Genomic DNA, 11,755 nt, shown 5'->3' on the forward strand with positions numbered 1-11,755 from the left:
ATCGCGGCCATGACTGCCGCTCACACCCCCGTTCATTCCACCCCGCGCCAGGCCTTCCTGGGCGGGCTGCTGCTCGCCATCATTGGTGCCATCTTCTTTTCCGCCAAGGCCATCGTGGCCAAGCTGATGTACCGCTACCAGGTCGATGCGGTTATGGTGATCACGCTGCGCATGCTGTTTTCTTTCCCCATGTTTGCCGCCGTGGCGCTCTGGAAAGCGCGCACCCAGCCGCCCCTGGCGCGCGCCGACGTGCTGCGCATCGTGGTGCTGGGATTGATGGGCTATTACCTGTCGAGCTTCCTCGACTTCCTCGGGCTGCAATACATCTCGGCCGGGCTGGAACGCCTGATCCTGTTCCTTACGCCTTCCTTCGTGATGCTGATCGCCTTTTTCTTCTTCAAGCGCAAGGTCGGCTGGATCGAATGGGCGGCGCTGCTGGTGTCCTACTTCGGTACCGTGCTGGTGCTCCAGCATGACCTGCATACCGGCGGCAGCAACGTCATCCTCGGCAGCGCCCTGGTGCTGGGATCGGCCCTGAGCTATTCGATCTACCTGATCTCTTCGGGCGAACTGGTGCGCCGGGTCGGCGCGGTGCGGCTGGTGGCCTATGCCATGTGCGTGTCCAGCGTGGCCTGCCTGATCCAGTTCTTCATCTTGCGCGCGCCCACCGACCTGGTCACGCAGGTGGCCCCGGTGTACCAGCTTTCACTTTTCAATGCAGTGTTCTGCACGGTGCTGCCGGTGTTCCTGACCATGGTGGCGGTAGCCCGCATCGGCGCCCCCACGGCCGCCCAGGCGGGCCTGGTGGGGCCGGTCTCGACGCTCTTCATGGGCGCCGTGCTGCTGGATGAACCGATCACCGGCATCCAGCTGGCCGGCACCGCCCTGGTGCTGGCGGGCATGTGGCTGCTGTCGCGCAAGAAGCGCTGAGGCGTTCTATACTGCCTCTCGATATATGAATGTTCAGGCTAGAAATCCACTCACTACAAGGAGACCCAGATGGCAAAAGCAATCCGCATGAGCAAGACCGGCGGCCCCGAAGTCATGGAATATGTGGACGTGGAAGTGGGCGAACCGGGTCCCGGTGAAGTCCGCATCCGCCACGCTGCCATCGGCCTGAACTTCATCGATTGCTATTTCCGCTCCGGTCTCTATCCGCAGCCGCTGCCAGCCGGCCTGGGCCAGGAAGCGGCCGGCACTATCGAGGCCGTTGGTGCGGGCGTGGCCGGTTTCCAGGTCGGTGACCGCGTGGCCTATGCCGGCCGTCCCAATGGGGCTTATGCCGAAGCGCGCGTGATGCCGGCCGATATCCTGGTCAAGCTGCCGGATGCCATCAGTTTCGATACCGCAGCGGCCATGATGCTGCAGGGCATGACCGTGCAATACCTGCTGCGCCAGACCTATGCCGTGCAGCCGGGCGAGACCATCCTGTTCCATGCAGCCGCCGGTGGTATCGGCCTGATCGCCTGCCAGTGGGCGCGCGCCCTGGGCGTGAACCTGATCGGCACCGTCAGCAGCGACGAGAAGGCGGCCCTGGCCAAGCAGCATGGCGCGGCCCACGTCATCAACTACACCACTGAAAACTTCGTCGAACGCGTCAAGGAAATCACCGGCGGCAAAGGGGTGCCGGTGGTCTATGACGCCATCGGCAAGGACACCTTCACCGGCTCGCTGGATTGCCTGCGCCCGCGCGGCATGATGGTCAGCTTCGGCAATGCCTCCGGTCCGGTACCGCCGTTCGGCGTGTCCGAACTGGCCTCGCGCGGTTCGCTGTTCCTGACCCGCCCCTCGCTGGGCAACTACATCGCCACCCGCCCCGAACTCGATGCCACCGCCGGCGACCTGCTCGACATGGTCGAGAGCGGCAAGATCAGCATCGAGATCAACCAGCGCTATGCCTTGAAGGATGTCGGCCAGGCCCACGCCGACCTGGAAGGCCGCAAGACCACCGGTTCGACCATCCTGATCCCGTGATGGCCGCGTAATCGCCTGATGACCCTGACACAAGAGGAATGCCTATGGACCAGCCCCCGCGCGACCCCGGCCTCGACAATCCCATGGGCCATCCCCCCGAGCAGGCGGCCGGCGCCGACGGCTCGCCCAAGTTCGGGCGGCTGTTGGCGGTGCTGATCTGTGCGGTGCTCATGATCGTGGTCATCACCTTTGCCAGCGAAGCCTACTTCTCCTGATTTTCCACTGGATATCGAAATTCTTCGGTACGGATCTCGCAAGTTATCGGGGTTTACCCAAGACTATGCGTGGATCACGCATTTTTCTCCGTCTTGATCGTCAAATGCTGCCTTCGGCGTTCGGGTGAATTTCTTCACCTGAACGCCTCCAGGGAGAACATTTTTGGCGGGAGAGGGAGATGGGAAGGAACTGGCAAGCGGTCGTTGTCTGGTGCGGCCGTCTGGCCTTGGGCGTGGCGTGCGGCCTGCACGCTGCGCAGGCGGCCGAGAACGGGGTGAGCCCGCAGGAAATCGTGCTGGGCCAGTCGGCCCCCTTTACCGGCCCGGCCGCCGAGGTCGGGCGCGACTTCCAGGAAGGGGCACGCAGCTATTTCGCCCAGGTCAATGCCCGTGGCGGCGTGCATGGGCGGCGCGTGCGGCTGCTGAGCCTGGATGACGGCTACCAGCCCGAACGCACCCTGGCCAATACCCAGCAACTGATCTGGCGCGACAAGGTATTCGCGCTGTTCGGTTTTTCCGGCACGCCCACGGTGCTGGCGGCGCTGCCGGCCATCCGCGAGGCCGGCATTCCGCTGATCGCCCCGCACACCGGGGCTGCCGCCCTGCGCGAACCCTTCAATCGCCTGATCTTCCACGTGCGCGCCAGCTACGACCAGGAAACCGGTTTCCTGCTGCGTCAGCTGCAGGGCACCGGGCGCAAGCGCGTGGCGGTGTTCTACCAGAACGATGAGCTCGGCAAGGGCCTGCTGGACAACCTGCGCCAGCGCGCAGCGCAATACGGACTGACCCTGGTCGGCAGCATGCCCATCGAGCGCAACAGCGATGCCGTGGGGCCGGCTGCAGAACAGTTCATGAAGATGCGCCCCGATGTGGTGATCCAGGCCGTGTCCTACGAGCCGGCCGCGGCGCTCATCACGCGCATGCGGGCGGCGGGCTACCTCGGCGGCTTTTTCCCATTATTCCTTCGTCGGCAGCCTGTCGCTGGCCGCACGCCTCAAGCAGACCGGGGTCGGTACCGAGATCACCCAGGTGGTGCCATTTCCCAACAAGGCCAGGCTGCCCATCGTCTACGAATACCAGAAGGCCATGGAAAGCAGCCCCCGGCGCGCGCTGCAATTTCATCGGGCTGGAAGGCTACATCGCCGCCCGCGTGCTGGTCGAGGGCCTGCGCCGTGCCGGCCCGCAACTTACGCGTGCCGGCCTGATCCGGGCGCTGGAGAGCATCACCCCGGCCAACTACGATGGCGGCGGCTTCAGCCTGCAGTTCGGGCGCACCGATCACAGCGGGTCCGATTTCGTTGACCTCACCGCCATCGGCACGGGTGGACGCTTCATCAATTGAGGGCAGGGCAGCGGAGCAGCCGCCCGGCGCGGTCCTGTCCTGATCGGCTACACTGTGACGCGGCGCCCGGCGACCGGCCGTACGCCATCGCCTCCCTTGCCACCCTCATCAAGGATCCGCCGTGTCTGGTTCCCGCTCCTCTTCGCTGGCTGCGCCCGCCTACTCCGGCGTGGCCCTGATGGCCGCCTGCAGCGCCGGTTTCCTGTGGGGCACCGGAGCCCTGGTGGTCAACATCCTGATCGCGCAATACGGCTTCGCGCCGGGCGACATCTCCTTCTGGCGCTTTGCGGTCGGTGCGGTGTTCCTGTGTCTGGTATTCGGCGCACGCATCCACCTGCCGACCCTGCGCGCGCTGCTGTTGCCCGTGGTGCTGGCCGGGACCACCATGGCCGGCTACGTGCTGTTCTGGTTCTTGGGAATCGAGCGCATCGGCGCGGCCATTCCCACGCTGATCGCCCTGTGCCTGCCACCCGTGTTTTCCACCGTCATCGCGCTGTTGCGCGGGCACGAGAAGCTGGACTGGACACTGGCAGCGGTGCTGGCCGCCGCACTCGGCGGCACCGTGCTGATCGTGGCGCGGCATGAGGCCAATGGCAGCGCCGCATCAGGCCAGACGGACCTGCTCATCGGACTGGCCTGTTCGGTCGCCTCGGCCTTGCTCTATACCGGATTCACGCTGGTCAGCGGACGGCTCTCGACGGCGCTGGGAGCTGGCCCCTCCGCAACCTGCCTGACCGTGGTGGCGGCGCTGGTGATGGGACTGGCCAGCCTGGCGCGGCCGCTGCACTGGCCCAGCGGCTTGCCGCCGCAAGCCTGGTATCTGTACCTGGGGGTGGTCACGGCGGCGCTGGCGCTGCTGGTGTTCAGCTGGGGCGCCGCACGCCTGACGCCCACGGCGCTGACCGTGGCGACCCTGATCGAACCGCTCACGGCGGTCCTGCTGGCCGCCGTACTGCTGGGCCAGACCCTGAGCGCTACCCAGTGGCTGGGCGGCGCGCTGTTGTTGCTGAGCATCTGGGGCCTGGGCAAGCGGCTCGGGCGGTCGCCGCACGGGTGAGCGGGATCAGTTCTCCGGCTGGCCGTTCTTGTCCACCTTGATGCGGATGTGGCGCGTCACGCCGCTGGGACCGGGGAAATCCTCGAAGGCCGCGCGCACCATGGCCGGCATGGCGGCCGTCAGTCCGGCACGCTGGCCTTCGCTGTCGACCACGACGTCGAACAGCTTCTTGCCGTCGCTGGCCTGGCTGATGCCGATCTGCAGCCGGCGCAGGAAGACCGGATAGCTGGTGGTCTGCATCGGACCGCCATACCAGAAGGGATCATAGAACGGTCCGTAAGGGCCGTAGAAGCCGAACGGGCGCGGACCAAAGCGTCCCCAGCCCGGCCCCGGTCCGTAGAAGAAGGGATCATAGGCCGGCCGGCTCACTACCACCTGCTCGGTATTCATCCCGTAGCCGAAGCTGACCTGCAATTGCGCCGACTTCAGATCGCGCGCCTCGGTGAAGCCGAGGAATTGCAGCTCCTGGCGGATCAGCCCGGCGTAGTTCTGGTATTGCAGGTCATTCTCCTGTTCCTTGGCGGGCGCAAAGGCATAGGCGCGCTGGTTGTAGTCGGGCGACCAGGCGTGGAAAGAGGTGACGTTGCTCTCGATCACCGAGGCGCAACCGGACAGCAGCAGGCTGGCCGCTGCAAGAAGGGGATAAAGCCAGCGTTTCATGAACGAACTCCATCAGAAAAAAGCCGGGCACCGGGCAGAAGGCTGGGATGCCGTGGGAAGGGCGCTTGCGGGGCGATATGAAGCAAAATGCCAAAAACCTTGCCTCGTCAGACCTTGCGCGCGGCCATTTTGATCCCGCGTGGAAAGCGACAGCCGGAAACCCCCGCTGCGCCTGCCTGCTTCGCCCCAATCTGGGGCAAGGGCCGGTTTCGCCATTGTACCGGCCGGAGGCCGATATGAACCATGCTTCCCGCCAACAGTCCCTGATGGAGACGAGCGCGGCAAATCCGGCCGATTCCATTCGCGCAGTGCGGGATGATTGGTAAAATCGGGTTTTTGCTGCACCTGAATTGGCTTCCTGCTGTCTTAGCCTTCACTTTAGCCCTCATTTTCTGACCTCCATTTCCCTTCCCGGACAGGCCTCCATGCGCACCGATACGCCCCAGACGATCTACCGTAAAGACTACGCCGCTCCCAATTACCTGGCTGACACCGTCGAGATGGGTTTCGACCTCGATCCCGCTGACACCCATGTGGCCACCCGCATCACCCTGACCCGCAACCCGGCCGCCAAGGGCCGCGACCTGATCCTCTTCGGCGAAGAGCTGGAACTGGTGGCCCTGCGCCTGAACGGCAAGACGCTCTCGCAGGCCAAGGGCGATTTCCGCATCGCTGGCGGCGTGCTGACCATCCCCGCCGCCCCGGCCAAGGTGACGCTGGAGATCGAGACCCTGGTCCATCCGGATCGCAATACCTCGCTCATGGGCCTGTACGTGTCCAATGGCAATTTCTTCACCCAGTGCGAGGCCGAAGGCTTCCGCAAGATCACCTACTTCCCTGACCGCCCGGACGTGATGGCCAAATTCACCGTCATGCTGCGCGCCGACAAGGCACGCTATCCGGTGCTGCTGTCCAACGGCAACCTGATCGAAGAGGGTGAGCTGCCCGATGGCCGCCACTACGCCAAGTGGGAAGATCCGTTCAAGAAGCCTTCTTACCTGTTCGCCCTGGTGGCCGGCCAGCTGGTCTGCCAGGAAGAAACCGTGCGCCTGCACTCGGGCCGCGATGCGCTGCTGCAGGTGTGGGTGGAAGAGGGCAACCTCGACAAGACCCAGCACGCCATGGAGTCGCTCAAGAACAGCATCACCTGGGACGTGGAACGCTTCGGCCTGGATCTCGACCTGGACCGCTTCATGATCGTGGCGGTGGGCGACTTCAACATGGGTGCCATGGAAAACAAGGGCCTGAACATCTTCAACACCAAGTACGTGCTGGCCAATCCGCGCATCGCCACCGATGTCGACTTCGCCAACATCGAAGCGGTGGTCGGCCACGAATATTTCCACAACTGGACCGGCAACCGCGTCACCTGCCGCGACTGGTTCCAGCTGTCGCTGAAGGAAGGCCTGACCGTCTTCCGCGACCAGGAATTCTCGGCCGACATGATCGGCAGCGACAGCGGCCGTGCCGTCAAGCGCATCGATGACGTGCGCGTGCTGCGCCAGGCGCAGTTCCCGGAAGATGCCGGTCCGATGGCCCACCCGGTGCGTCCCGATTCGTTTGTCGAGATCAACAATTTCTACACCGTCACCGTCTACGAAAAGGGCGCTGAAGTGGTGCGCATGTACCAGACCCTGCTGGGCCGTGACGGCTTCCGCAAGGGCATGGACCTGTACTTCAAGCGCCACGATGGCCAGGCCGTGACCTGCGACGATTTCCGTGCCGCCATGGCCGACGCCAATGGCCGCGACCTGTCGCAATTCGAACGCTGGTACAGCCAGGCCGGCACGCCGCTGGTGCAAGCCAGCGCGGACTACGACGCCAAGCGCAAGACCCTGACCCTGACGCTGGAACAAAGCTGCCCGGCCACGCCCGGCCAGAAGAAGAAACAGCCCTTCCACATCCCGGTGGCCGTGGGCCTGCTGGATGCGCAGGGCCGTGACCTGGCGCTGACCCTGCAAGGCGAGAAGAAGGCCGGTGCCACCACCCGCGTGCTGGAACTGACCAAGGCCCAGCAGAGCTTCACCTTCATCAACGTCGATGAAAAGCCGGTGCCGTCGCTGCTGCGCGGTTTCTCCGCGCCGGTGGTCCTGCAATACGACTACAGCGATGCCGAACTGGCCTTCCTGATGGCCCACGACAGCGATGCCTTCAACCGCTGGGAAGCCGGCCAGCGCCTGGCCACGCGCCGTCTGCTGAACCTGACGGTGGCCGTGCAGGCCGCGCGCCAGTCCGGCCATGTGGTGGCGGTCGATACCGTGCTCAACAACATCGAGCACGACGGTGCCCTGGCCGAAGCGCTGCGCGCCACCCTCAAGGACGAGTCGCTGGATCCTGCCTTCCGCGAACTGGTACTGACCCTGCCGTCGGAAACCATGATCGCCGAACAGATGGAAGTCATCGACCCGCACGCCATCCACGTGGCGCGCCAGTTCCTGCGCCGCTCGCTGGCGCGCGAACTGCGCGATGATCTGCTGGCCGTGTATCGCGCCCACCAGACCCCGGGTGCCTACAGCCCCGACGCCGCTTCGGCCGGTCATCGTGCCTTGAAGAACGTGGCCCTGTCCTACCTGGCCGAACTGGATGATGAAGAAGCCATGGCTCTGGCCCAGCAGCAGGACCAGGACGCCAACAACATGACCGACCGCCTGGCCGCACTCTCGGCGGTCCTCAACAGCGCCGCCCCCGGCAAGAGCGAAGCCCTGCAGCGCTTCTACGCCGAGTTCGAACAGGAAGCCCTGGTCATCGACAAGTGGTTCACCCTGCAGGCCACGGCCCGCAATGCCGACGTGAACACCGTGCGCACCCTGACCGAGCATCCGGCTTTCACGCTCAAGAATCCGAATCGCGCACGCAGCCTGATCTTCAGCTTCTGCAACGGCAACCCCTCGGCCTTCCATGCGCTGGACGGCAATGGCTATGCCTTCTGGGCCGAACAGGTGATCGCCCTGAACGGCAGCAATCCGCAGGTGGCCGCCCGCCTGGCGCGCAGCCTGGACCGCTGGCGCAAGTACACCCCGGCGCTGCAGGAAAAGATGCGCCTGGCCCTGCAACAGGTTGCAGCTTCCCCCAAACTCTCGCGCGATGTGGCCGAAGTCATCACCAAGGCCCTGGCCGATTGATCTGTCAGACAGATAATTGACCCCTCACTCATTCATCCGATTCATTAAATAAAAACCACTGCAAGGAAGACCACCATGAAACGTATCAGCCTCACGCAACACCTGATCGAGCAGCAGCGTCTGCACAACAAGATCCCGTCCGAACTGCGCCTGCTGATCGAAGTCGTCGGCCGTGCCTGCAAGTCGATCTCGCATGCGGTCGGCAAGGGCGCGCTGGGCGAAGTGCTGGGCAGCGCCGGCAGCGAGAACGTGCAGGGCGAAGTGCAGAAGAAGCTGGACGTGATCTCCAACGAGATCCTGCTGGAAGCCAATGAATGGGGCGGCCACCTGGCGGCCATGGCCTCCGAGGAAATGGAGACCATCCACCGCATCCCCAACCGCTATCCCAAGGGCGAATACCTGCTGATGTTCGATCCGCTGGATGGCTCCTCCAACATCGACGTCAACGTCTCCATCGGCACCATCTTCTCGGTGCTGAAGGCCCCGGAAGGCATGACCGAACCCAGCGAGCAGGACTTCATGCAGCCCGGCACCAAGCAGGTCGCCGCCGGCTATGCCGTCTACGGCCCGCAGACCGTGCTGGTGCTGACCACCGGCGACGGCGTGCACTGCTTCACGCTGGACCGCGAAATGGGCGCCTGGGTGCTGACCCAGAAGGACATCAAGATTCCCGAAGACACCAAGGAATTCGCCATCAACGCCTCCAATCAGCGTCACTGGTTCCCGCCGGTCACCCGCTACGTGGATGAAATGCTGGCCGGTTCCACCGGTCCGCGCGGCAAGGATTTCAACATGCGCTGGATCGCCTCCATGGTGGCCGACGTGCATCGCATCCTGAACCGCGGCGGCATCTTCATGTACCCGGCCGATGCGCGTGAGCCGGGCAAGCCGGGCAAGCTGCGCCTGATGTACGAAGCCAACCCGATGGCCTTCATCGTCGAGCAGGCCGGTGGCGCCGCCACCGATGGCCAGCAGCGCATCCTCGACATCCAGCCGGAAAAGCTGCACCAGCGCGTGGCCGTGTTCCTGGGCTCGAAGAATGAAGTGGAGCGCGTGACCTCCTATCACAAGGAGTAAAGGCAGTCACGGCGCGGGCGAGTCCCGCGCGCGTGCAGAAAGAAAAAACGCCCGGTGTGCGCCGGGCGGAAAAAAGCCCGCGATGTGAACTGACCCCATAAAGTTGGACGGTCATTAGCCGGTTAAGGCCCAGAGGACTGAGTTCTGTATTGCACGGGACTCAGTCCTTTTAATTTGGTCTTGATGCGGTGATGGTTATAGTAATGGATGTACTTGCGGATCTCGGTCTGCAACTGGTCAATACAAGAGAATCTGTGCAAGTAAAAGCACTCCGATTTGAGTGTGCCGAAGAAGCTTTCCATGGCCGCGTTGTCCAGGCAATTTCCCCTTCTCGACATACTCTGTGTGATGCCAGTTTCCGCCAAGGTACGCCGATAAGCATGCATCTGGTACTGCCACCCCTGATCGGAATGAAGCATCGGCCGGGTTACTCCCTTTAAGGTTGCTATGGCTTTCTTGAGCATGCTCTTGACCAGATGAAACTGCGGTGAACGGCTTGTCTGATACGCCACGATCTCGCCGTTGTACAGGTCCATGACGGGCGAAAGATAGAGCTTTTCCCCGCTGACGTTGAACTCCGTCACATCCGTTACCCATTTTTCCCCGAATCGCTCCGCCTTGAATTGCCGTTGGAGTACGTTCGCTACACTGACATGGCCAGGGCCGCGATACGAGCGGTATTTCTTCGGCCTCACTAGCGATTTCAAACCAAGTTGGAGCATCAGGCGCTGAACGGTTTTGTGGTTGATCACTTCGCCAGCTTTTCTTAATGTGGTCGTAATCCGCCGATAGCCGTATCGGCCTTTGTGGAGCTCATAAACCTTGCAGATGTGGGTCTTCACGGCAGCGTACTTATCGTCGGCTGCCTGCGCCCGGACTTGGTAATAGAAGGTGCTGCGTGCCAATCCTGTAATTCTCAACAGAATCGACAGCTTGTGATGTGGCCTCAATTCCTGCACTAGTCGCGCTACTTTTGCGCAGCTGCTTGCTTTGCTTGAATCAAGGCCTTCCGCTTTTTTAGGTAGTCCACCTCCGCGCGCAGATACTCGATTTCATCGAGTAAATCTTGCCGCGTACGTGCATCCTCGGCTTTGGTCTTGAGTGGATTAGGGGGAATTTTAGGCTTCATCATCTTTGGGCGTCCTCTCGGCTTGGGTTTCAATCCATCCAAGCCATGCTCATGATACAGACGCTCCCACCGGCTGACCGTGCTTACTCCCCGAAGATTGAACATCGCCTCTACCTCCCGGTAGGACAAGCCTTCCTTCTTCATTCGTTTCAATACCGAAAGCTTGAATTCGGCGCTGTAATACTCGTGCTTCTTGTTCAGGCCATTGAGACCATGGTGCCGGTACCTCTGCACCCAGCGGTGTACAGTTGCATGATCAATTCCGAATTCTTTACCCGCCGCTCTGGCGCTTTTGCCGCCCTTCAAGCAGCGCCTGACCACTTCATATTTAAACTTCGTGTCGTACTTCGCCATGAAAAACACCCCAAAGGTTGGATCGGTGTCCAACTTTTGGGGTGCAGTTCAGATGTGCGGGCTTTCATGTCATTTTCGAAGACGCTCCCACAATTTGTAGATCTCGTCCCCGTTTCGTTTGCCGATCAGTGCAACGTCAATCACGTCGCCAGCCACCGCATAGATAATCCGGTATTCACCAATATCGATGCGGCGATCGCCAGTCTTGCTCCCCTTCAGAATACAGCTATCGTGCGGGGCGGCATTGGACAACAACGACATGACAGCGGATCCGACTTGCTTGTACTGCTTAGCGTCGAGGTCGCTTAGGAACTTCAGCGCCTGCTTGCTTATTTTTAGCTGCATCTTGAGGGTTCCTTAACGAAGCAAGGAACGCATCGACCTCCTTGGCGCTCGCGTAGCCATCCTCGCGAGCAAGCTCGGCTCCAACGACCCAAAGCCGATCTTCAAGCTCTTCAACCTTGCTCACCAGGGCTTCATATTGGCTCTTCGAAACCACGTACGCGGTCAAGCGATCATGTTTCGTGATGCCAACCGGACTCCCCAGTGCAGTATCCAAGACCTCGCCAAACCTGGTCTTTGCGTCCCTCGCGCTGAACAACGTGAGGGTGGTTGCATTCATTGAAATCACTCCGTTAACTCAACCTGAAACTCCAGGTTGGCTCAACCGACCCGGGCGTCATCCCAAGGCGGCTGGATTATCGACATGCGACGTGCAGGCAGCCCCTTCGAAACGCCTGCTGTTATTGCGTCAGTAGTGACGCGCTGAAAAGCATAACCAAAAACGATTTGAACCACAATAACCATTTTGTACCAAAATGATCA

12 protein-coding genes are annotated in these 11,755 nt (G+C 62.2%); 8 read left to right on the forward strand and 4 right to left on the reverse strand.

Translation table 11 applies throughout. The features are described from left to right. Positions 1-9: 9 nt before the first annotated feature. From ACWHXP_RS01700 to ACWHXP_RS01725, 6 genes are all read left to right on the forward strand, one after another. The gene (locus tag ACWHXP_RS01700; RefSeq protein ID WP_209582679.1) at positions 10-930 is read left to right on the forward strand and encodes a DMT family transporter; all 921 of its coding nucleotides are present in this window, start codon (positions 10-12) and stop codon (positions 928-930) included. A 69-nt stretch (positions 931-999) separates the two neighbouring features. Next, entirely contained in the window at positions 1,000-1,974 is a 975-nt protein-coding gene (locus ACWHXP_RS01705; protein WP_489623571.1) for a quinone oxidoreductase family protein, read from the forward strand. Between the two features lie 44 nt (positions 1,975-2,018). Continuing rightward, positions 2,019-2,189, forward strand: a complete 171-nt coding sequence (locus ACWHXP_RS01710; protein ID WP_166675083.1) for a hypothetical protein — start codon at positions 2,019-2,021, stop codon at positions 2,187-2,189. Between the two features lie 179 nt (positions 2,190-2,368). Beyond that, the gene (locus tag ACWHXP_RS01715; protein WP_489637756.1) at positions 2,369-3,394 is read left to right on the forward strand and encodes an ABC transporter substrate-binding protein; all 1,026 of its coding nucleotides are present in this window, start codon (positions 2,369-2,371) and stop codon (positions 3,392-3,394) included. Further along, positions 3,328-3,531, forward strand: a complete 204-nt coding sequence (locus tag ACWHXP_RS01720) for a hypothetical protein (protein ID WP_489637773.1) — start codon at positions 3,328-3,330, stop codon at positions 3,529-3,531. Before ACWHXP_RS01715 ends, ACWHXP_RS01720 begins: the two co-directional genes overlap by 67 nt. 121 nt (positions 3,532-3,652) lie before the next feature. Further along, positions 3,653-4,588, forward strand: coding sequence for a DMT family transporter (locus ACWHXP_RS01725; protein WP_489623569.1), 936 nt, complete (start codon positions 3,653-3,655; stop codon positions 4,586-4,588). 6 nt (positions 4,589-4,594) lie between these two features. On the opposite strand, the gene ACWHXP_RS01730 is transcribed toward ACWHXP_RS01725, so the two are convergent. Then, entirely contained in the window at positions 4,595-5,248 is a 654-nt protein-coding gene (locus tag ACWHXP_RS01730) for a DUF4136 domain-containing protein (protein ID WP_034339484.1), read from the reverse strand. Positions 5,249-5,673: 425 nt separating this feature from the next. Between ACWHXP_RS01730 and pepN the strand changes: the two genes are divergently transcribed. Together pepN and ACWHXP_RS01740 are read left to right on the forward strand one after the other, a co-directional pair. Continuing rightward, positions 5,674-8,370, forward strand: a complete 2,697-nt coding sequence (gene pepN / locus ACWHXP_RS01735; protein WP_489623568.1) for an aminopeptidase N — start codon at positions 5,674-5,676, stop codon at positions 8,368-8,370. Positions 8,371-8,445: 75 nt separating this feature from the next. After that, on the forward strand, positions 8,446-9,447 hold the full coding sequence (locus ACWHXP_RS01740; protein ID WP_039784418.1) for a class 1 fructose-bisphosphatase: 1,002 nt from the start codon (positions 8,446-8,448) through the stop codon (positions 9,445-9,447). Between the two features lie 122 nt (positions 9,448-9,569). Here ACWHXP_RS01740 and ACWHXP_RS01745 read toward each other — a convergent pair. The 3 genes from ACWHXP_RS01745 to ACWHXP_RS01755 all read right to left on the reverse strand — a co-directional run bounded on the left by ACWHXP_RS01745 (position 9,570) and on the right by ACWHXP_RS01755 (position 11,552). Continuing rightward, positions 9,570-10,930 (reverse strand): IS3 family transposase gene (locus tag ACWHXP_RS01745; protein ID WP_489624614.1). Its coding sequence is split into 2 segments (ribosomal slippage): positions 9,570-10,447 and positions 10,447-10,930, totalling 1,362 coding nucleotides; the frame shifts between segments, so codons are not numbered across the junction. A 69-nt stretch (positions 10,931-10,999) separates the two neighbouring features. Continuing rightward, the gene (locus ACWHXP_RS01750; protein WP_209582694.1) at positions 11,000-11,275 is read right to left on the reverse strand and encodes a type II toxin-antitoxin system RelE family toxin; all 276 of its coding nucleotides are present in this window, start codon (positions 11,273-11,275) and stop codon (positions 11,000-11,002) included. Beyond that, the gene (locus ACWHXP_RS01755) at positions 11,220-11,552 is read right to left on the reverse strand and encodes a type II toxin-antitoxin system Phd/YefM family antitoxin (protein WP_310838363.1); all 333 of its coding nucleotides are present in this window, start codon (positions 11,550-11,552) and stop codon (positions 11,220-11,222) included. The genes ACWHXP_RS01750 and ACWHXP_RS01755 overlap by 56 nt, the downstream gene beginning before the upstream one ends. Positions 11,553-11,755 lie beyond the last annotated feature (203 nt).

The sequence above is a fragment of the Herbaspirillum sp. Her2 genome (assembly GCF_057961375.1).